The sequence below is a fragment of the Serratia sp. CY71090 genome (genome assembly GCF_052166845.1).
In the GTDB taxonomy this organism is placed as follows: Bacteria; Pseudomonadota; Gammaproteobacteria; order Enterobacterales; family Enterobacteriaceae; genus Serratia; species Serratia nematodiphila.
Genome location: NZ_JBJNOA010000001.1, coordinates 216,673 through 238,385, shown reverse-complemented (window position 1 = coordinate 238,385; position 21,713 = coordinate 216,673). Strand labels below are relative to the sequence as shown.

Here is a 21,713-nt window from a genome sequence, read left to right as displayed (position 1 = left end):
CCGCCGTGCCTGTTTGCTTTTCAGGCCTCGCTGCGGTTGTAGCGTACCTGCTGGCTGTAATAAGCCAATGTCTGCTCCAGCGTCTCCAGCGTAACCGGTTTCGACAGGCAATTATCCATGCCCGCCTCGAGGCAGCGCTGTTTCTCTTCCGCCAACGCGTTCGCCGTCACGCCGATCACCGGCGCGCTGAACTGCATCTGCCGCAGCGCCTGCGTCAGGCGATAGCCGTCCATGTTCGGCATATTGACGTCAGTCAGCACAATATCGACATGGTGCTGTTTCAGCACGCCGAGCGCGTCGACACCGTCGTTGGCGGTCACCACCTGATACCCCAGCGACCCCAGCTGATCGGAAAGCAGGCGACGGTTGATCGGATGATCGTCAACCACCAGCAGATAAATATCGCCGTTGTCCGCCGCACTGGCCTTGGCGGGCACCGGCAGCTGCACCAGCGCCTCTGCCGCGCCGTGGCCGACGCCGAACAATCGGTTGATTAAGGTCAGCGTTTCACGCGGCGTAGAGGTGCTGTGCATCCAATAGCCCGGCCGGGTTTCCTGCGATGGACCGATATGTTCGGTGGAGAATTGGATCTGAGCCAGCAGCGGCGTGTTCAGCATCAGCGGGTAATCGCTGAGCATCACCTCGCCGGCGGCGGTATCCTGCCCGTCATAGCGCTGGATATCGGCGCCGTAGCCGCCCAGAATCGCCATCAGGTAACTTTCCAGGCGCTGATTGCGGATATCCAGCCACAGCCGCCGGCCCTGCCAGGTATCGCTGGCCTGCGGGATCGGGAACTGGGCGTTAAACAATGGAATGCGAATGCTGAACAAGCTGCCCAGCCCCGGCTCGGACTCGACGGAGACGTCGCCGTCCATCAGGTTGACCAACTTCTCGCAGATCGCCAGCCCCAAACCGGTTCCCTGGAAGTGGCGCTGCACGCCGGTCCCCACCTGGAAGAACGGATCGAACAGGCGCGAGATTTCCTTCTCCGGGATGCCGACGCCGGTATCGCGCACGCTGAACTCCAGGTAACTGCCGCGGGTGCAGACCTGCAGCACGATACAGCCGGTATCGGTGAACTTGATGGCGTTGTTCACCAGGTTGGAGAGCACCTGCTGCAGCCGAACCGGATCGCCGAAAATGCGCTCCGGCACGTTCTGTTCGATAAAGCAGTACAGCCCCAGACGTTTCTTCACCACCAGCGGCAAATAGTTGCCGGCGATATGGGTGATCACCTCCAGGCAGGAGAACTCGCGCGGTTCGATCTTCAGCTGCTCGGACTCGATTTTGGAGAAATCGAGAATATCGCTGATGATTTTCAGCAGCAGGCCGGAAGAGTTATTCATCGCGTTGACCAGCCGATCGACCCCTTGCGGCAGCGCCTTGGTCTGCAGCAAATCGAGGTTGCCGATAATGCCGTACAGCGGCGTGCGCAACTCATGGCTGACGGTGGCCAGGAACATCGATTTGGACTGGCTGGCCTGCTCCGCCGCCGCCGCCATCTCCTGCAGCGACTCTTCCATCTTCACGCGCGCGCTGACGTCCACCAGTACGCAGATCGCCACCTCTTCGTTACGGTAGCGCGAGTGGACAAAGCTGATCTGCAGGTTGTTATTGTTGCTGGTCATCACATCGACGAAATTCGCCTGCTGTTCGCAAATGATGCGCGTAATGCGATCGCGATCTTCGTGGGTCAACAGGTTGATGTAGTTATGCGCCAGTTCGTTACTCAGGATATTGGTGCCGTCGCTGATACGCAGGATGCAGATGCCCACCGGCGCCGAGGCGACAATCTTGCGGTTGAACTGCTCGTGTTCTTCCAGACGGAAGGCGTTCTCCTCCGCCGGCAAGAACATCTTGCGCTCAAACAGCCAGGCCAGCGTGAACAGCACGATAGCCGATAACAGGTTCAGCAACAGCGCGTTGAGGATCAGCATCTTGAAGCGTTCCACCACGCTCTTCACCGGCAGCGCATAAACGATGCTCAATGACGAAGGCGGCAACGCTTTCTTCAGGATCAGGTCGCGGTAATTGTCGACATAGCCGAAGTAGGCATGATCTGCGGGATAGTGGTTAAGTGAGGCGGCATAGCGATCGCCGTCCGCCAGGCGCAGCACCGGCTCGTTATTCTCATCCAGCAGCGTGACGCCGATCGGCAGGCTGCCGGCGGTAACGAAATCTTCCAGCCGGACGGTTTGCTCGATGCCCAGCAGCGCCTCCAGCTTATTACCGATATAGAGAGGCGTCAGCACATACAGATAACCGATGTCGGGCCGCTGCGCGCTGGGGCTGATCCAATACAGGTTGTTGTCTTTGTCCTGATTCTTGGCGTTGCGGTATTTCAGAATGCGCTCATGCAGCGACTTCAGCACGTTTTCCCGATTGGCGCTCGCGTTGCCGCCGCCGAACTCCGCCATACACAGGCTGTCGCCGCCGATGAAGAACACCCGGTTAAGATCGTAGGCCGCCACGAAGTTCTCTTTCCAATACTGGATCAGGCCGCTCAGCGAATCGAGCGAACTGCGGTAGGTGGTGCTCAGCGCGCAGTTGGACTCCGGGTACAGCGGAAAGAATTGCGGCGGGCTGCCTTTGCCGGGAAACACGCCGCTGAACATGTCCAGACTGCTGACCGAACCGTTGAGGCGATTCTCCGCCATATACTTGATGTCGCGGATGATGTCGGCGGAATGGCGGATGTAGCCCTGCGCCTGATCGAAGCTGAGGTTGTACTCCTGGCGGATGTCCGATTCTTTCTGATGCAGGATATTCAGAATATAAAAGGTGGTGAGCAGCGCCCCCAACGACCACAGCAAAATCGCCAGCACCCGGAACAAATAGCGGGATATTTTCAGCGTAGTTCGAAAAGAGGCTAAGTATTTCAATCGGATACCATACGAAAGTCAGTGACGGCGCGCGTTGTCGCCGGCGCGGCGGCCGGCGGCTCGGTGCGCCAATTAAACCATATAACTGAAAAAGGGCCTAGCATCGCTGCCAGGCCCTTTTGTCTCAGTGCATTACGGTGTCGGCATGCCGACGCCCTCACCTTGCTTAAACGTTGTCGTCGTCCATCGGCTCAGCCGCGTCGTCGCCATCGTCCAGCGGCGTGCTGTCTTCTTCCACCGCTTCCGCGCCCGGTTCCAGGCTGTCCAGCTCTTCGTCTTCCACCGGTTCGGCCACGCGCTGCAGACCGACGACGTTTTCGTCTTCCGCCGTGCGGATCAGCGTCACGCCCTGGGTGTTACGACCGACCACGCTGACTTCCGAAACGCGGGTACGCACCAGCGTGCCGGCATCGGTGATCATCATGATCTGATCGCTGGTTTCCACCTGCACCGCGCCGACCACCTGGCCGTTACGCTCGCTCACCTTGATGGAGATAACCCCCTGGGTGGCGCGTGACTTGGTCGGATACTCGGTCACCGCGGTGCGTTTACCGAAGCCGTTTTGCGTCACGGTCAGGATGTCGCCCTCGCCGCGCGGCACGATCAGTGAGATCACGCTGTCGCCTTCGCCGAGGTTGATGCCGCGCACGCCGGTCGCGGTACGGCCCATCGAACGCACCTGCGTTTCCGGGAAGCGCACGACTTTACCGTTGGCGGAGAACAGCATCACTTCGTTGCTGCCGTCGGTCAGATCGACGCCGATCAGCTCGTCGCCCTCGTTGAGGTTGACGGCGATGATGCCGGCGCTGCGTGGGCGGCTGAACTCGGTCAGCGCAGTTTTCTTCACGGTACCGCTGGCGGTGGCCATGAACACGTGGCGCCCTTCTTCATACTCGCGCACCGGCAGAATGGCGGTGATACGCTCGTCGGCTTCCAGCGGCAGCAGGTTGACGATCGGGCGACCGCGCGCGCCGCGGCTGGCTTCAGGCAGTTGGTACACCTTCATCCAGTACAGGCGGCCACGGCTGGAGAAGCACAGGATCGTATCATGGGTGTTGGCCACCAGCAGGCGATCGATAAAGTCTTCTTCTTTAATACGTGCGGCGGACTTGCCTTTGCCGCCGCGGCGCTGCGCTTCATAGTCGGACAGCGGCTGATACTTCACGTAGCCCTGGTGAGACAGGGTCACCACCACGTCTTCCTGGTTGATCAGGTCTTCGATGTTGATGTCGGAAGTATTGGCGGTGATCTCGGTGCGGCGGCCGTCGTTGTACAGCTCTTTGACCGCCACCAGCTCTTCGCGGATCACTTCCATCAGGCGCTCTGGGCTTTCCAGAATAAAGATCAGCTCGGCGATAAAGTTGAGCAGCTCTTTATATTCGTCCAGCAGCTTTTCGTGCTCCAGGCCGGTCAGTTTCTGCAGGCGCAGATCCAGAATCGCCTGAGCCTGCTGCTCGGTCAGGTAGTATTTGCCGTCGCGGATGCCGAACTCCGGCTCCAGCCACTCAGGGCGAGCGGCGTCGTCACCGGCGCGTTCCAGCATGGCGCTGACGTTGCCCAGATCCCACGGCTGCGCCACCAGCGCGACTTTCGCTTCCGCCGGCGTCGGCGCACGGCGAATCAGCTCGATGATTGGATCGATGTTAGCCAACGCGATAGCCAGCGCTTCCAGGATATGGGCGCGGTCACGGGCCTTGCGCAGTTCGAAGATGGTGCGGCGGGTGACCACTTCGCGGCGGTGGCGCACGAAGGCTTCGAGGATATCTTTCAGGTTCAGCAGCTTAGGCTGCCCCTGATGCAGCGCGACCATGTTGATGCCGAAGGTGACCTGCAGCTGCGTCAGCGCATACAGGTTGTTCAGCACCACTTCGCCGACCGCGTCGCGTTTGACTTCGATCACGATGCGCATGCCGTCTTTATCGGACTCGTCACGCAGCGCGCTGATGCCTTCTACGCGTTTTTCTTTCACCAGCTCGGCGATCTTCTCGATCAGACGCGCCTTGTTCACCTGATACGGGATTTCGTGAACGATGATGGTTTCGCGCCCGGTCTTGGCGTCGGCTTCCACTTCCGCGCGCGCGCGCAGGTAGACTTTGCCGCGCCCGGTGCGGTAGGCCTCTTCAATGCCGCGGCGGCCGTTGATGATCGCCGCCGTCGGGAAGTCCGGCCCCGGGATGTGTTCCATCAGCCCTTCGATGCTGATGTTTTCATCGTCGATATAGGCCAGGCAGCCGTTGACGACTTCCGCCAGGTTGTGCGGCGGAATATTGGTGGCCATGCCCACGGCGATGCCCGACGAGCCGTTGACCAGCAGGTTCGGGATCTTGGTCGGCATGACGGCCGGGATCTGCTCGGTGCCATCATAGTTAGGCACGAAGTCGACGGTTTCTTTTTCCAGATCCGCCAACAGTTCGTGAGCAATCTTGGACATGCGCACTTCGGTATAACGCATCGCCGCCGCGGAGTCGCCGTCGACGGAACCGAAGTTACCCTGGCCGTCCACCAGCATGTAGCGCAGTGAAAACGGCTGAGCCATACGCACGATAGTGTCGTAAACCGCGCTGTCACCGTGCGGGTGATATTTACCGATCACGTCCCCGACGACACGGGCCGATTTCTTGTATGGTTTATTCCAGTCGTTACCCAATACGCTCATCGCGTACAGAACGCGGCGGTGAACCGGCTTCAGTCCATCACGAACATCTGGCAGCGCACGTCCGACAATAACGGACATCGCATAGTCCAGATACGAGTTTTTCAACTCGTCTTCGATGTTTACCGGTGTGATTTCTCTGGCAAGGTCGCTCATGGAGCTGCTATCCCTCTACTAATGATTCATCTGCCCGCTGCCATAGTGGCAAAGGTGTAAAACTATATCACAAAGCACGCTTTACGGGAAAATAACCGCCGCTGTTTCACGGAAATTGTGCAGATAAGTGCGCTAAAAACGCATCGGCACAGACGATGCCGCGCCGGAACATGTATAATCCGCGCAACGAGAACAAGGAGCCAGACAAGCCCATGAACGCAGAATCATCCAGCCGAGTGCAAAACGTTGACCACCAGGAAATCGCCAAGTTCGAGGCCGTCGCCTCCCGCTGGTGGGATCTGGAAGGCGAGTTCAAACCGCTGCACCGCATCAACCCGCTGCGCCTGAACTACATCATGCAGCGCGCCGGCGGCATTTTTGACAAGCAGGTGCTCGACGTGGGCTGCGGCGGCGGCATTCTGGCGGAGAGCATGGCGCGCGAAGGCGCCAAGGTAACCGGGCTGGACATGGGCGCGGAGCCGCTGCAGGTCGCCCGGCTGCACGCGCTGGAAAGCGGCATGGACGTCACCTATGTGCAGGAGACGGTGGAAAGCCACGCTCAGGCCAACCCGCAGCGCTACGACGTGGTCACCTGCATGGAGATGCTGGAGCACGTGCCCGATCCGGCCTCGGTGGTGCGCGCCTGCGCCCAACTGGTGAAACCGGGCGGCCACGTGTTCTTCTCCACCATCAACCGCAACACCAAAGCCTGGCTGATGGCGGTGATCGGCGCGGAGTACGTGCTGAAGATGGTGCCGCAGGGCACCCACGATCATAAGAAGTTCATTCGCCCTTCCGAATTGATCGGCTGGGTCGACGGCACGCCGCTGCGCGAAAAGCACATGATCGGCCTGCATTACAACCCGATCACCGATCATTTCAAGCTTGGGCGCAACGTTGACGTGAACTACATGGTGCACACCCAGCACGAAGGCTGAGCGCTGTAAACCGCGCCGGCCCTGCGTTATCGGAGTTCGGCGCCAACGCGCTGTTAGGAAAAATACCTAATTTCCGCGACTTCGATCAAAATCGTGGTTGTAGACAGTTTTTTAGAATATTAAATCAGATCAATATGCCGTTTTTTTCTAACGTTTAATAAAGCGCCAAACGATCGGTTTTTTCAGTTTTTAAGGAAAATCTGATCTCGCTTATTGACAAGCTTGTCGCGCCAGTCACGGCGCGCACTGCGAACGGCAAGTTACATTTCACCCCCAAGTTATCCACAAATTAGGCCGGTTTTGTTCACTTGCAAACGCCGTTTTTTCTCACTATCTTGTTACCTCACCGACATACAACCCCTATATATAGTGTTTACATACTGAGCAGAGCGACTACACTTCTGCTTAGGGGCACCATACGGACAGGTAAAACACCACATGAACCAAAGTCTGCTTGTAACTAAACGCGATGGCCGTAAAGAGCGCATCAACCTCGACAAAATCCACCGGGTCATCGATTGGGCCGCAGAAGGATTGCACAACGTCTCGGTTTCTCAAGTAGAGTTGCGTTCCCACATTCAGTTTTATGACGGCATCAAAACCGCCGACATTCACGAAACCATCATCAAAGCCGCTGCCGATCTGATCTCCCGCGATGCGCCGGACTATCAGTACCTGGCCGCTCGCCTGGCGATCTTCCACCTGCGCAAAAAGGCTTACGGCCAGTTCGAGCCGCCGAAGCTGCACGCTCACGTGACGCGCATGGTCGAGATGGGCAAATACGATAAACATCTGCTGGAAGACTACAGCGCTGAAGAGTTCGAGCAGATGGACTCCTTTATCGATCACTGGCGCGACATGAACTTCTCTTATGCCGCCGTCAAGCAGCTGGAAGGCAAGTATCTGGTGCAGAACCGCGTCAGCGGCGAGATCTACGAAAGCGCCCAGTTCCTGTACATGCTGGTGTCCGCTTGCCTGTTCTCCAACTACCCGCGTGAAACTCGTCTGGACTACGTCAAACGTTTCTACGACGCGATTTCCACCTTCAAGATTTCGCTGCCAACGCCGATCATGTCCGGCGTGCGCACCCCAACCCGCCAGTTCAGCTCCTGCGTGCTGATCGAGTGCGGCGACAGCCTGGACTCCATCAACGCCACCTCCAGCGCCATTGTGAAATACGTTTCGCAACGCGCCGGTATCGGCATCAACGCCGGCCGCATCCGCGCGCTGGGCAGCCCGATCCGTGGCGGGGAAGCTTTCCATACCGGCTGCATTCCGTTCTACAAACACTTCCAGACCGCCGTCAAATCCTGCTCGCAGGGCGGCGTGCGCGGTGGCGCGGCAACGCTGTTCTACCCGATGTGGCACCTGGAAGTGGAAAGCCTGCTGGTGCTGAAAAACAACCGTGGCGTTGAAGGCAACCGCGTGCGTCACATGGACTACGGCGTGCAGCTGAACCGCCTGATGTACCAGCGTCTGATCAAGGGCGAAGACATCACCCTGTTCAGCCCGTCCGACGTGCCGGGGCTGTATGACGCATTCTTCGCCGATCAGGACGAATTCGAGCGTCTGTACACCCAGTACGAAAAAGACGACAGCATTCGCCAGAAGCGCGTGAAAGCGGTTGAGCTGTTCTCGCTGATGATGCAAGAGCGCGCCTCTACCGGCCGCATCTACATTCAGAACGTCGACCACTGCAACACCCACAGCCCGTTCGATCCGCAGATCGCGCCAGTGCGTCAGTCCAACCTGTGCCTGGAAATCGCCCTGCCGACCAAGCCGCTGGAAGACGTCAACGACGAGAACGGCGAAATTGCGCTGTGCACCCTGTCCGCCTTCAACCTGGGCGCGATCGACAGCCTGGACGATCTGGAAGAGCTGGCGACCCTGGCGGTGCGTTCACTCGACGCCCTGCTGGATTATCAGGATTATCCGATCAAGGCCGCGCACCGTGGCGCGATGGGGCGTCGCACCCTGGGCATTGGCGTGATCAACTTCGCCTATTACCTGGCGAAGAACGGCGTGCGCTACTCCGATGGCAGCGCCAACAACCTGACCCACAAAACGTTCGAAGCCATTCAGTACTACCTGCTGAAAGCCTCCAACCGCCTGGCTCAGGAACAAGGCGCTTGCCCGTGGTTCAAAGAAACCACCTATTCGCAGGGTATCCTGCCGATCGACACCTACAAGAAAGACCTGGATGCGATCTGCAACGAACCGCTGCACTACGACTGGGAAACCCTGCGTAAAGAGATCCAGGAAACCGGTCTGCGCAACTCGACGCTGTCCGCCCTGATGCCGTCGGAAACCTCTTCGCAGATTTCCAACGCCACCAACGGCATCGAGCCGCCGCGCGGCCACATCAGCATCAAGGCGTCGAAAGACGGCATCCTGCGCCAGGTAGTGCCGGAGTATGAGCGTCTGAAAGACAACTACGAGCTGCTGTGGGAAATGCCGAGCAACGACGGCTATCTGCAGCTGGTGGGGCTGATGCAGAAATTCATCGACCAGTCGATTTCGGCCAACACCAACTACGATCCGACCCGCTTCCCGGGCGGCAAGGTGCCGATGAAGCAGCTGTTGAAAGACCTGCTCACCACCTACAAGTTCGGCGTGAAAACGCTGTACTACCAAAACACCCGCGACGGCGCGGAAGACGCCCAGGAAGATTTGCAGCCTGCCAAGGCCGGCGATGACGACTGCGAAAGCGGCGCCTGCAAGATCTAAAGTTTGACCTAGCGGGCCGGAATTTTCCGGCCCCTTCATTTAGCCACGTTACGATGGATTCAGGCTTATGGCTTACACCACTTTTTCTCAGACCAAAAACGACCAGCTGCAAGAGCCGATGTTCTTCGGCCAATCGGTAAACGTTGCGCGTTTCGACCAGCAAAAGCATGAAATCTTCGAAAAACTGATCGAAAAACAGCTCTCCTTCTTCTGGCGCCCGGAAGAGGTTGACGTCTCTCGCGATCGCATCGATTATCAGGCGCTGCCGGAGCACGAGAAGCACATCTTCATCAGCAACCTGAAGTATCAAACCCTGCTGGACTCCATTCAGGGCCGCAGCCCGAACGTCGCCCTGCTGCCGCTGATCTCGATCCCTGAACTGGAAACCTGGGTGGAAACCTGGTCGTTCTCCGAGACCATCCACTCGCGTTCCTACACCCACATCATCCGCAACATCGTCAACGATCCGGCGCTGGTGTTCGACGACATCGTCACCAACGAAGAGATCAAGAAGCGCGCGAAAGACATTTCCGGCTACTACGACGATCTGATCGAGATGACCAGCTACTATCACCTGCTGGGTGAAGGCACCCACCAGGTGAACGGTAAAACCGTCACCGTCAATCTGCGTGCGCTGAAGAAGCAGCTGTACCTGTGCCTGATGAGCGTGAACGCGCTGGAAGCGATCCGCTTCTACGTCAGCTTTGCCTGCTCCTTCGCGTTCGCCGAGCGCGAATTGATGGAAGGCAACGCCAAGATCATCAAGCTGATCGCCCGCGACGAAGCGCTGCACCTGACCGGCACCCAGCACATGCTGAACCTGATGCGTTCCGGTGCGGACGATCCTGAAATGGCGGAGATCGCCGAGGAGTGCCAGCAAGAGTGCTACGATCTGTTCGTGCTGGCCGCTCAGCAGGAGAAAGAGTGGGCGGAATACCTGTTCCGCGACGGCTCGATGATTGGCCTGAACAAAGACATCCTGTGCCAGTATGTGGAATACATCACCAATATCCGCATGCAGGCGGTCGGCCTCGGTCTGCCGTTCGAAACCCGCTCCAACCCGATCCCGTGGATCAACGCCTGGTTGGTGTCCGACAACGTGCAGGTAGCGCCGCAGGAAGTGGAAGTGAGCTCCTACCTGGTTGGCCAGATCGACTCGGAGATCAACGCCGACGACCTGAGCGACTTCGAACTGTAAGCGATGGCGACGCCAACCGTGACGCTGCGCGCCGCCGGCACGCAGCTCTCTTGCCCCAACAGTGAAAACTGCCTGCTCGACGTGCTGGAACTGCACGACGTGCAGGTGGAGTACCAATGCCGCTCCGGCTATTGCGGCGCCTGCCGCCTGAAGCTGGTGAAAGGTGAAGTGGCCTACCGCCAACAGCCGCTGGCGTTTATCAACGCCGGCGAGATCCTGCCCTGCTGCTGCATGCCGCTGACAGATATCGAGCTGGAAATTTAACGTCGGGTGCCGGAAACCGCGCCTGGAGACCAGAAGGCGGGGTTGCCCCCGCCCTAGTATTACCGCTTCACCTCACACGCCAACCTGATCAGGATAGTGATATTTTCCTGGTAGATTTTCAGCTCGCACAGCGAGTCTCTTATCATCCAGATAAATAACAAAACCGTAATATATACAACGGTTAGCGAGTGAAACACATGCCTTAAGCGCATGCTTGCCTCCTTGCTGTGAAGGGGCTACCATAACGGTGTCTAGGCGTTAGGGCAGCCCCATTCTGATTGAGAGTCAGTCTGGGGCTTTCATCTATCCGCCTTGTCACACAATGCCCAAGACGAACAGTCTCAAGCACCCGTCAAGAGAGTAACAGCATTCCCTCACCGCGAATATCCCCTATAAGATTATGATTAATCAGGGATATATAACTATCCTCAAAGTATTTCGCTTAGCGCCCCTTTCCCGCCGATGTGGAAAAATAACGCGCCGGGGAATCGCCGAAGGCTTTACGAAACATGGCGATAAAATTGCTCGGCGAGGCATACCCCAGCGCTTCCGCGATCTGCAGCACCGTTTCACCTTCAGCCAGCTTCGCCAATGCATATGACAACCGGGCCTGCTGACGCCACTGGGCAAAACTCAACCCCGTCTCGCCGATCATCAGCCGCCGCAGGGTACGCGGCGACATCGCCCCCCATTCAGCCCACGCCTCCAGTGAACGTTCGCTCCCCGGTTGCGCCAGCAAGGCCTGCAGAACGCCGGCCAGGCGCGGATGGGACGACATCGGCAAATACAGCGGCTCCGTCGGCGCCTGACGTATCTCATCCCGCATCACCTGCGCCATACGATCCTGCTCCAGGGTAAGCGCGCAGCGTTTATCCCAACCTTCCGCACGCTGAGCCAGCGCCTGCAGCACGGCGCTGATGCCGATAACGCAAGGTGTATTCGACAGATCGTGGCAGGCCTCCGGCGCCAGCAGCAAACTCCAGCCGCTCAGCGCGCCGCAGACCTGTACCCGGTGCTCCGTCGCCGGCGGGATCCAACCCGCCCGCTGAGGCGGCAGCACCCAATCGCCCTGCGCCGTGCGTACATGCAGCAAGCCGCTTTCGACGCACAGCAACTGCCCGCGCACATGCTGATGCCAGTCGTATTCTCGCGTGCCCAACCGATACTCCCGGCCTGCCGCGTCGCGGCCGCCAAGCGCGATAAGCCAGGGGCCCGCGGACCATTCGCTGCAGTCAGCGTCGAGGGCATGAAGGTTTGCATCCATATTGGCCACTAATCACTATTTTTAGTCCAGATACCGTTATACCAACTTTTTCCTGCGCCGACATAATGAAATGCTTCCGGCCGCTACCGTCTGTGGCCACTGTTTCACGAGGGAATATGATGACAACACTCAGCATTGGCATTATCGGCGCAGGGCCCGGCGGCCTGTGTCTGGCTCAGGGACTGCGCCGCTTCGGCATCCACGCCACGGTATTTGAACGCGACGCCACGCCGCAGGCGCGCGATCAGGGCTACCGGCTGCGCATCGATCCGTCGGGCCAGCAGGCGCTGGCCGCCTGCCTGCCGCCGGCACACTACCGGTTGCTCTGTGCCGGCAGCGCGCAAAACAGCGGCGAGAGCAATCTATGGGATCCGCAGCTTGCCCCGCTCACCGGCCGACGCCCCGAGCACTGGTTGCCCTCCAGCCAGCGACAAACGCAAGAACCGAGCGGCGATCTCGGCATTCATCGCCAAACGCTGCGCGAGATCCTGCTTGCCGGCCTGCAAGACCAGGTGCGCTTCGGCCATACCTTGCGTGAATTTGCACAAACGCCGCAGGGCGTGGAACTGCAGTTCGCCAACGGCGAACAAGTGCGGGTCGATGTGCTGATCGCCGCCGACGGCGTCAACTCGCTGGTACGGCGGCGCTGCCTGCCTGAGGCAGGGCCCGAAGACAGTGGTGCGGTCACCCTCTATGGCAAAACGCCGCTCGATGCGGCGACCGGGGCCCAATTGGCCCCCGAGCTGCTGAACGGCGTATCGGTGATCTTCGCCGACGGCGTGTCGCTGGTGCTTGAACCGATGCGCTTTCAGGCCCCCATGGCGCAGTTGGCGGCCGACTACGCGCCCGATTGCCGCCTCTCACCGGTCGACGACTATCTCTATTGGGCCTGCATCGGATCGGCTGGGCGTCTCGGCGGGCCGGTGCGAACTGAGGGAACCGCTGCGCTGCAGGCGCGCGTACGGCATATCTCGCAGGGATGGGCGCCCGCCTTGCAAACGGCGTTAGCACTGGCGGATCCCCTGTCGCTCAGCGTGCGGACGGTGCAGGTTACGGCGGCGATGCCAGAATGGCACAGCGAACGCATCGCCTTTCTCGGCGACGCCGTGCACGCCATGAGCCCGGCGGGTGGGCTCGGCGCCAACACCGCGCTGGTAGACGCCGCCAGCCTGGCGGCGCATCTGGCGCACTCAGACAGCGCCGCGCAGGCGCTCAGGAACTACGGTAGAGAGCTGCAAACGCGAGGCGCCGCGGCAATACGTCTTTCACGCCTGGCGTCCGAACGGCTGATGCAGCGCGATGAAGCCGACAAGACGGGAGACTCAGCAACGCCAATACCCGTCACTCGATAATTTCCGCCACCTCCAGCCAGGCGTTTTTACCGCACGCCTGGCCCCCATTCAGCCAGCGGCGCAGCATATCCAACGCCAGCATCGCCACCGACTCCTGACGCAGCCGCAGGCCGTGGCGCGACGCGCGATAACGCACGGTCTGGCCAATGCCGCCGCGCGGGGTGTGCAGCGCAATGCTCACCTGCTCATCGCGCATGGCGCTGACCGCCAACGCCAACGGCGCGCCGGTCAATTCCGCCAGCGAGCGGGCGCGCGCCAGCGTCGTTTCCAGCGTTTCGATGCAGTGCGCCGGCAGCAGCTCGCCACCCGCCAGCGGCGCCCCTTCGCTCTGCAGCTGCAGATTGATCAAACCGCCGCTGAACTGCTCGCTCAACGCCAGCTTCAGCCCTTGCTGATTCAGGCGCTGCGTCAGCGTCGCCGGCAACCCGTCGGTGCCTTCAAAGATGCAGTTGTCCCCCGCCACTTCGCGCACGCGTCGCCAGGCCAGCTCCATTTCCGCACGCCGGCTTTCCGGCCCGGTCAGCTTCAGTTCGATGATCGGGCTGGAGGAACGGTAACCCAACACCACATCCGGCGGCAGCGGCATGCCGTCCAGCTCGGCGGCCAGATCGCTCTCGGAGGTGCCGAAGGTGGTCAGGCGCAAGCACAGCGGCGGCGCCGGCAAGGTGAAGCGCTGGCGCAGACGCGGTACGATCTGCTGTTCAACCATCACTTTGAATTCCGACGGCACGCCGGGGGTGAAGAACATCAGGCATTGGTTCAGCTGCAGCGCGAACCCGCAGGCGGTGCCTACCGGGTTATCCAGCATTTCCGCGTTGGCCGGGATCTGCGCCTGCTTGCGGTTGGAAGGGGCCATCGGCCGCCCGCGCTCGGCGAAATAGGCTTCCATGCGCGCCAACCAGTCAGCCCGTTCGACCAGCTCTACGCCGCTGGCTTTCGCGGCGGCCAGCGCGCTGAGATCGTCGCTGGTCGGCCCCAGGCCGCCGTTGACGATCAACACATCGGCGATGTGGCTGCGTTCCTGCAGGATCTCGATCAACGCAGAGAGGCTGTCCCCGACCGTTTCACGCCCGCTCATCGGCACGCCCTGCTGGAACAGGTAGTCCGCCAGCCAGGCGGCGTTGGTATCAATAATTTGCCCGTGCAGCACCTCATCGCCGGTGCTGAGCATCTCCACCCTTAACATTGATCTCTCCCACATTTTTTGGTCATTCCACTATAGAAGTCCGTAAATAACTTTTCACTAGCCGCCTGCGGATAATTTCAGCCATGGGTTCGTTTCTCATGCGCCATGCAGCCCGCCGCAATGTAAACATTACTGTACATCATGCGTAACGTCGGTTTGACACAAATTAGGGCTTCCACTATCCTGCCATCCTCATAAATCGTTACCTATAATTTTCAAAATCTTTCGGCTGGTAGAGAAAAAACGTGAAGAATCGCACTCTTGGCAGTGTTTTTATCGTGGCGGGCACCACCATTGGCGCCGGGATGCTGGCGATGCCGCTGGCGGCGGCCGGCGTCGGCTTCGGCGTCACGCTGGCCTTACTGGTCGGGCTGTGGCTGTTGATGTGTTACACCGCGCTGCTGCTGGTAGAGGTTTACCAGCATGAACAGGCGGATACCGGTCTGGGTACCCTCGCCAAACGTTATCTCGGCGGCGGCGGCCAGTGGCTGACCAGCTTCAGCATGATGTTTCTGATGTACGCCCTCACCGCCGCCTACATCAGCGGCGCCGGCGAATTGCTCGCCACCAGCATCAGCCAATGGACGTCACAGGACTTCCCGGTGTCGCTCGGCGTCCTGCTGTTCACCCTGGTGGCCGGCGGCGTGGTGTGCATCGGCACCCACTCGGTCGACTTGTTCAACCGCATCCTGTTCAGCGCGAAAGTGGTGTTTCTGGTGGTGATGCTCGGCCTAATGTTGCCGAATATCCACCAAACCAACCTGATGACGTTGCCGCTGGAGCAAGGCCTGGCGCTGTCGGCCATTCCGGTGATCTTCACCTCCTTCGGCTTCCACGGCAGCGTGCCGAGCATCGTCAACTACATGGGCGGCAACATTCGCAAACTGCGCTGGGTGTTTATCATCGGCAGCGCCATCCCGCTGATGGCCTATATCTTCTGGCAGCTGGCGACGCTGGGCAGCATCAGCTCCGACACCTTCGTCGGCATTCTGGCGCAGCAGGCCGGGCTGAATGGCCTGTTGCAGGCGGTGCGCGACGCGGTGGCTTCGCCGCACGTTGAACTGGCGGTGCACCTGTTCGCCGATCTGGCGCTGGCGACCTCGTTCCTCGGCGTGGCGCTTGGGCTGTTCGATTTCCTGGCCGACCTGTTCAAGCGGCAAGATAACGTGCGTGGCCGCCTGCAAACCGGCGCCATCACCTTCCTGCCGCCGCTGGCCTTCGCGCTGTTCTATCCGCGCGGTTTTGTACTGGCGCTGGGTTTCGCCGCCATCGCCCTGTCGGTGCTGGCGCTGCTGCTGCCTTCGCTGCTGGTGTGGAAAACCCGCCAAAAACACCAGGCGCAGTATCGCGTCTGGGGCGGCACCCCAGCGCTGGCGCTGGTGTTTGTCTGCGGGGTAACGGTGATCGCCATCCAACTGGGCATCGCCAGCGGCATGCTGCCGGCGGTCGGGTAAGCGACGAAAGACAAGAAATGATAAAGAAAAAGGGGCCGCAATGGCCCCTTTTTGCTGAGCGTCAGAAGCTCAGACCGACACCGACATAAGGGCCATCGGCCAGGGTGTTGTCGCGACGCCCGTCTTTGCCTTCCATCTGCATGTAACGGTAGCCCACGTCTACGCTCAGCGGACGGAACTTCCAGCGCAGGCCGCCGCTGGCTTCGTTATAGGCCTTCACGCCGCTGGTGAAAGACTCAGGGGCAAAGTAACCTTCGCCGTGCAGGCTGAAGTAACGGTTAATCTCCCACTCCAGGCCGCCGCCCAGCGCCACCGCCCCGCCGCTCTTCCCGTCTTTCGGGCTGAGGTACAGCGCTTTGGCGCCCACGGTCGCCGTCAACGGCCCCAGCGGCACGCCGAAGTTCAACCCCACGCTGCCGACGTTGCCGTCATGGTCGCTGCGCGCCCAGTTGCCGGTCAGGCCCAGACCTGAAGAGCCGGTGCTCATGCCAACGCCCAGGTTGGTGTAGTGCTGCCCGGCTTCGCCCGACACGCTGATGGCGTTCGCCGCGCCGGTCACCAACAGCAATCCTGCCGCGCACGCGACCCAAGTCTTTTTCATCATCTTTCCCTCTGGTTTGTCATCCGTACCGAATGATCGAATCAACGCATAATAATAACGTCACGAGTCTATACCAAAGCTCAATGCGTATTTAAGGGATAAAAACGAAAAAATTCTTCAATAATCAAATAAATGTAAATATTTGCAAACAACAATCTATATTCGTCAAGGCGATGCCAACGATAACCGAGACCTATTTGCCGTCGCTCGGCAATAGGGCTACAACTAGTAGTGGCTTTGACCGAGGTCAGGGGAAGAAGCCCCGCCAAAGGACTATGCTGATGAACGCTTAAACCGCCCGAGTCTTTACTTAAATGCACTACGATAAGGAGCAAGTGATGAGCAAGAAAGGACTGACCACCGCAGCCGGCGCCCCGGTTGTCGATAACAATAACGTGATCACCGCAGGCAAACGCGGCCCGATGCTGTTGCAGGACGTGTGGTTCCTGGAAAAACTGGCCCACTTCGACCGTGAAGTCATCCCCGAGCGCCGCATGCATGCCAAGGGATCCGGCGCCTACGGCACCTTTACCGTCACCCACGACATCACCCGCTACACGCGCGCCAAGATCTTCTCCGAAATCGGTAAGCAGACCGACATGTTTATCCGCTTCTCCACCGTCGCCGGTGAACGCGGCGCCGCCGACGCCGAACGCGACATTCGCGGCTTCGCCATGAAGTTCTATACCGAAGAAGGCAACTGGGATTTGGTGGGTAACGATACGCCGGTGTTCTATCTGCGCGATCCGCTGAAATTCCCCGATCTCAACCACGTGGTGAAACGCGATCCGCATACCAACCTGCGCAACCCGGTCTACAAGTGGGACTTCTTCTCCCACCTGCCGGAATCACTGCACCAGCTGACCATCGACTTCAGCGATCGCGGTATTCCGAAGTCCTACCGCCACATGCACGGCTTCGGCAGCCACACCTTCAGCTTTATCAATGCCGCCAACGAGCGCTTCTGGGTGAAATTCCACTTCCGCTGCGAACAAGGCATTGAAAACCTGATGGATGAAGAAGCGGAAGCGATCATCGCCAAGGATCGCGAAAGCTCACAGCGCGATCTGTTCGAGGCGATCAAACGCGGCGACTTCCCGCGCTGGAAGCTGCAAATTCAGATCATGCCGGAACACGAGGCCTCGCAGACGCCCTATAACCCATTTGATCTGACCAAGGTGTGGCCGCACGGCGACTACCCGCTGATCGACGTCGGTTATTTCGAGCTGAACCGCAATCCCGACAACTACTTCTCCGAGGTCGAGCAGGTGGCGATGAACCCCGCCAACGTGGTGCCGGGCATCAGTTTCTCGCCGGATAAAATGCTGCAGGGCCGTCTATTCTCCTATGGCGATGCGCACCGCTACCGTCTGGGCGTCAACCACCACCAGATCCCGGTGAACGGCGCCAAGTGCCCGTTCCACAACTACCATCGCGACGGCGCGATGCGCGTGGACGGCAACAGCGGCAATGGCGCCACCTACGAACCAAACAGCTTCGGCCTGTTCCAGGAGCAGCCGGACTTCAGCGAACCACCGCTGAGCATTGAGGGCGCGGCCGACCACTGGAACCATCGTGAAGACGACGATTACTACAGCCAGCCGCGCGCGCTGTTCAACCTGCTGAGCGCCGAAGAGCACCAGCGCATGTTCACCCGCATCGCCGGCGAACTGTCGCAGGTGCCGGAACAGATCCAGCGCCGTCAGGTCGAGCTGTTCACCAAGGTGCACCCGGACTACGGCGCCGGCGTCGCCAAGGCGTTGGGGCTGAAATAACCTTCTGCAGCCATCCACTCAGCCGCCCTTTCGGGCGGCTTTTTTATGCCTGGGAGAGACGCTGCGCCACCCACTGCTGCAACTGGCGGCGAGAAATCTTGATGCCGCCGTTTTTCAGTTCCTCGGGCAACGGGAGCAACGCCACCGGGCGTTGGAAATTGGCCAGCTGGTTCTGCGACCAGGCGAGCAGCGCCCCCAACGACAGCGCCGGATCGCCGTCGATCACCGCCACCGGCCGCTGGCCGAACTCAGCGTCCGCCATCGGCACCACAAACGCCTGCGTGATCTGCGGGTGCGCCGCCAGCACGCGTTCGATATCCTCGGGCTGCACCCCTTCGCCGCCGCTGAAAAACAGGTTGTCCAGCCGGCCGAGAATGCGCAGTTCCCCCTCCTCCATCACGCCGCGATCGCGGGTCGCGAACCAGCCCTGCTCATCGGCCAACGGCTGCAGATGCCCATGACGCCAGTAGCCGAGCGCCAGGCTGTCGGCGCGGATCCAGACCTCTTCGTCGACCAGTTTTACTTCGCGGCCGCCGAGCGGCAGGCCGACGCCCGGCCGCGCATCGGCGCGCTTGGCGCACACCGTGGAGGCCAGTTCGGTCAGCCCGTAGCCGCACCAGCAGCGGATCCCCGCCGCCTCCGCCCGTTCGGTCAGCTCCACCGGGATCATCGCGCCGCCGAGCAGCACCGCTTTCAACGTCATGCCCGTCAGCGGTTGCGCCAACAGCCGCCAGAGCTGCGTCGGCACCAGCGAGGCGTGCGTGCAGCCAGCCAATGCCTCGGCCAGCGGGTGCATCTCGCGCACCGCCAGCCGCGCACCCGCCGCCAGCCAGCGCCAGACGATGCCCTGACCGGAGACGTGAAACAGCGGCAGTGACAGCAGCCAGCAATCCTCGCGCTGAAAATCCATCAGCTGCAACACCCCGTCGGCGCTGGCCAGATGGTTGGCGTAGCTGTGCGCCGCCGCTTTCGGCATGCCGCTGGAACCGGAAGTCAACGTCAGCGTCGCCAGACGCTGCGCATCCCACGTCGGCAGGTCTGGCCAACGCGGCTCGGTCGAGGGCGGCGTCAATCGAATCACCTCTTCCGGCAGCGCCGGCAACGAGTCCGGGCCGAAGACAAAGGTCATATCCAATTCCGGCAACAGCTGCGCCAGCAGCGGCGTCGGCAAGGCGGGATTGAGCGGCAACAGGCGCGCGCCACATTGCAGCAGCGCCAGATAGGCCAGCAGCAGCGGATAGCTGTTTTTACCGCACAGCGCCACGCCGCAGCCCGGTTCAACGCCCTGATGCTGGAAATCCGCCGCCAGCTCATCCACCTGGCTTTGCAACGCCAGCCAGCTCAGCGGCCGTTCGCCGAGCAACAGCGCCGTCGCCTGCGGCTGAAGGCGCGCCCAGTGCCGCCACGGCCAATCGCTTAACCGCGCCATAGACACTCCAGCGCCGAAACATCCAGCAGCGGCAACGCGCTGCCCGGCCACGGGCGCAGCACCTGCGCCTTCATCAACCCCAGCGTGTCCAGCCCCGGCACGGTGTCCGGCGTCAGCCAATGGGCGATGCGCGCCAGCTGGGTCAACCCCAGGCTGGATTCGAGGCTGGAACTGATCACCGCCGTCAGCCCCTCCGCGTGCGCCTGCGCCACCAGCGCCTGACAGCGCGCCAGGCTGCCGACCAGCGTCGGCTTGATCACGATGGCCGCCACACCCGGCTCGGCCTGCACCACAAAGTCCACCTCCCGCACGCTCTCATCCCAGGCGATGGCGATACCGGTCGCCCGGGCGAAGTCGCGCGATTCATCACGGGTCTTGCAGGGCTCCTCCAAAAAGGCGATGCGATCGCGCCACGCCGGGTTGACGTATTTAGCGAAGCCGTCGGCCTTGGCACGGCTCCAACTGCGGTTGGCGTCCAGCCGCAGCCGCAGATCCGGCAGCGCCTCCAGCAGCACGTTGACGATCATGCCGTCGCGCACCGCCTCATACAGCCCTACTTTCACCTTGGCGACTTTCTCGCCCGGCAAAGCGCTCAATGTCTCGAACAGCTCGTCCGGATCGCCGGTACACAGCGGCGCCTTGCGGAAATCCGCCTGCGTCGGCAAGCGCTGCTCCAGCTCGGCCTGCGCACAGCTGAGCCCAAAGGCCACCGAGGGCAGCGCGCTGTGCTCCGGTTCGTTGTCCGCCAGCCACGCCTGCAGCCAGTCCAATGCGGCCCGTTCGGCCTGCGCCGGCGTTTCCCGGCTGAACTCCGGCAGCGGCGCGATCTCGCCCCACCCCTCACGCTCGCCCTGACGCAGCTGCACCACCCATCCGTCACGCGTTTTCAACCGCTGATTGCGCAGCACCACGCCCGCCTCCATCGGCAGGCTGTAACGGTATAGCGCCGCGCTGCGGTTTGCCCCGCTCATTACGGGTTACGCTTGAATTTGCTGAAGTCCGGCTGGCGCTTCTCGTTGAAGGCGTTGCGCCCTTCCTGCCCTTCGTCGGTCATGTAGAACAACATGGTGGCGTTGCCCGCCAGCTCCTGCAAACCGGCCTGGCCGTCGCAGTCGGCATTCAGCGCCGCCTTCAGGCAGCGCAGCGCCATCGGGCTGTTCTGCAGCATTTCGCGGCACCAGCGCACCGTCTCTTTTTCCAGATCGGCCAGCGGCACCACCGTATTGACCAGCCCCATGTCCAGCGCGGCGGCGGCGTCGTACTGGCGGCACAGGAACCAGATTTCGCGCGCCTTCTTCTGGCCGACGATGCGCGCCATGTAAGACGCCCCCCAGCCGCCGTCGAACGAGCCCACTTTCGGGCCGGTCTGGCCGAAGATGGCGTTATCCGCCGCGATGGTCAGATCGCACATCATGTGCAACACGTGGCCGCCGCCGATCGAATAGCCGGCCACCATCGCCACCACCGGTTTCGGGCAGGTGCGGATCTGGCGCTGGAAGTCCAGCACGTTGAGGTGGTGTACGCCGCTGTCGTCGCGATAGCCGCCGTAGTCGCCGCGCACTTTCTGATCGCCGCCGGAGCAGAAGGCCTTATCGCCGGCGCCGGTCAGAATAATGACGCCGATGCCGTCGTCGTAACGGGCGTTGGCCAGCGCGTCGAGCATCTCTTTGACCGTTTGCGGGCGAAACGCATTGCGCACCTGCGGCCGGTTGATGGTGATTTTGGCGATGCCGTCGGCGGACTTGTGATACAGAATGTCTTCGAAATCGCCGGTGCAATCCTGCCAGGCGATGGCGGCATACAGCTGTTCTTCATTCGGATAAAGCATGTTCGG

General features: G+C 60.7%; 16 protein-coding genes. 7 read left to right on the top strand and 9 right to left on the bottom strand.

Going from position 1 to position 21,713, the window contains the following annotated elements; genetic code table 11:
* Positions 1 to 20: 20 nt before the first annotated feature.
* Together rcsC and gyrA are read right to left on the bottom strand one after the other, a co-directional pair.
* A complete protein-coding gene (rcsC, locus tag ACJ8OK_RS01145) occupies positions 21 to 2,882 on the bottom strand; it encodes a two-component system sensor histidine kinase RcsC (protein ID WP_033632526.1) in 2,862 nt (953 codons plus the stop codon).
* Positions 2,883 to 3,048: 166 nt separating this feature from the next.
* A complete protein-coding gene (gene gyrA / locus ACJ8OK_RS01140) occupies positions 3,049 to 5,691 on the bottom strand; it encodes a DNA topoisomerase (ATP-hydrolyzing) subunit A (RefSeq protein WP_015378557.1) in 2,643 nt (880 codons plus the stop codon).
* A 212-nt stretch (positions 5,692 to 5,903) separates the two neighbouring features.
* On the opposite strand from gyrA, the gene ubiG reads away from it, so the two are divergent.
* From ubiG to yfaE, 4 genes are all read left to right on the top strand, one after another.
* Entirely contained in the window at positions 5,904 to 6,629 is a 726-nt protein-coding gene (ubiG, locus tag ACJ8OK_RS01135) for a bifunctional 2-polyprenyl-6-hydroxyphenol methylase/3-demethylubiquinol 3-O-methyltransferase UbiG (RefSeq protein WP_004935909.1), read from the top strand.
* Between the two features lie 438 nt (positions 6,630 to 7,067).
* Positions 7,068 to 9,356, top strand: coding sequence for a class 1a ribonucleoside-diphosphate reductase subunit alpha (nrdA, locus tag ACJ8OK_RS01130; protein WP_004935912.1), 2,289 nt, complete (start codon positions 7,068 to 7,070; stop codon positions 9,354 to 9,356).
* Positions 9,357 to 9,423: 67 nt separating this feature from the next.
* Entirely contained in the window at positions 9,424 to 10,554 is a 1,131-nt protein-coding gene (nrdB, locus tag ACJ8OK_RS01125; RefSeq protein WP_004935915.1) for a class Ia ribonucleoside-diphosphate reductase subunit beta, read from the top strand.
* Between the two features lie 3 nt (positions 10,555 to 10,557).
* Positions 10,558 to 10,818 carry a class I ribonucleotide reductase maintenance protein YfaE gene (yfaE, locus tag ACJ8OK_RS01120; RefSeq protein ID WP_019453695.1) on the top strand — a complete coding sequence of 87 codons (261 nt, stop codon included), beginning with the start codon at positions 10,558 to 10,560 and terminating at the stop codon, positions 10,816 to 10,818.
* 59 nt (positions 10,819 to 10,877) lie between these two features.
* On the opposite strand, the gene ACJ8OK_RS01115 is transcribed toward yfaE, so the two are convergent.
* Entirely contained in the window at positions 10,878 to 11,030 is a 153-nt protein-coding gene (locus ACJ8OK_RS01115; RefSeq protein ID WP_060559967.1) for a Hok/Gef family protein, read from the bottom strand.
* A 230-nt stretch (positions 11,031 to 11,260) separates the two neighbouring features.
* Positions 11,261 to 11,977, bottom strand: coding sequence for an AraC family transcriptional regulator (locus ACJ8OK_RS01110; protein ID WP_228392533.1), 717 nt, complete (start codon positions 11,975 to 11,977; stop codon positions 11,261 to 11,263).
* Positions 11,978 to 12,198: 221 nt separating this feature from the next.
* Between ACJ8OK_RS01110 and ACJ8OK_RS01105 the strand changes: the two genes are divergently transcribed.
* Positions 12,199 to 13,434, top strand: coding sequence for an FAD-dependent oxidoreductase (locus ACJ8OK_RS01105; protein WP_228392534.1), 1,236 nt, complete (start codon positions 12,199 to 12,201; stop codon positions 13,432 to 13,434).
* Here ACJ8OK_RS01105 and ACJ8OK_RS01100 read toward each other — a convergent pair.
* Positions 13,424 to 14,620 carry a nicotinamide mononucleotide deamidase-related protein YfaY gene (locus ACJ8OK_RS01100; RefSeq protein ID WP_260952500.1) on the bottom strand — a complete coding sequence of 399 codons (1,197 nt, stop codon included), beginning with the start codon at positions 14,618 to 14,620 and terminating at the stop codon, positions 13,424 to 13,426. The two genes, ACJ8OK_RS01105 and ACJ8OK_RS01100, sit on opposite strands and share 11 nt — an antisense overlap.
* A gap of 245 nt (positions 14,621 to 14,865) precedes the next feature.
* Between ACJ8OK_RS01100 and tyrP the strand changes: the two genes are divergently transcribed.
* Positions 14,866 to 16,074, top strand: coding sequence for a tyrosine transporter TyrP (tyrP, locus tag ACJ8OK_RS01095; protein WP_015378562.1), 1,209 nt, complete (start codon positions 14,866 to 14,868; stop codon positions 16,072 to 16,074).
* Between the two features lie 61 nt (positions 16,075 to 16,135).
* On the opposite strand, the gene ACJ8OK_RS01090 is transcribed toward tyrP, so the two are convergent.
* Positions 16,136 to 16,675, bottom strand: coding sequence for a YfaZ family outer membrane protein (locus ACJ8OK_RS01090; protein WP_004935943.1), 540 nt, complete (start codon positions 16,673 to 16,675; stop codon positions 16,136 to 16,138).
* Positions 16,676 to 17,013: 338 nt separating this feature from the next.
* Here ACJ8OK_RS01090 and katA point away from each other — a divergent pair, with 338 nt between their 5' ends.
* Positions 17,014 to 18,450 carry a catalase KatA gene (katA, locus tag ACJ8OK_RS01085; RefSeq protein WP_015378563.1) on the top strand — a complete coding sequence of 479 codons (1,437 nt, stop codon included), beginning with the start codon at positions 17,014 to 17,016 and terminating at the stop codon, positions 18,448 to 18,450.
* Positions 18,451 to 18,493: 43 nt separating this feature from the next.
* Here the strand turns inward: katA and menE are convergent, their stop codons facing one another.
* The 3 genes from menE to menB are packed head-to-tail and all read right to left on the bottom strand — an operon-like array spanning position 18,494 to position 21,707.
* On the bottom strand, positions 18,494 to 19,879 hold the full coding sequence (gene menE, locus ACJ8OK_RS01080) for an o-succinylbenzoate--CoA ligase (RefSeq protein ID WP_060559971.1): 1,386 nt from the start codon (positions 19,877 to 19,879) through the stop codon (positions 18,494 to 18,496).
* The gene (gene menC / locus ACJ8OK_RS01075; protein WP_033632519.1) at positions 19,867 to 20,850 is read right to left on the bottom strand and encodes an o-succinylbenzoate synthase; all 984 of its coding nucleotides are present in this window, start codon (positions 20,848 to 20,850) and stop codon (positions 19,867 to 19,869) included. The genes menE and menC overlap by 13 nt, the downstream gene beginning before the upstream one ends.
* Positions 20,850 to 21,707 (bottom strand): 1,4-dihydroxy-2-naphthoyl-CoA synthase, encoded by an 858-nt coding sequence (gene menB, locus ACJ8OK_RS01070; RefSeq protein ID WP_015378566.1) that lies wholly within the window; start codon positions 21,705 to 21,707, stop codon positions 20,850 to 20,852. The genes menC and menB overlap by 1 nt, the downstream gene beginning before the upstream one ends.
* Positions 21,708 to 21,713 lie beyond the last annotated feature (6 nt).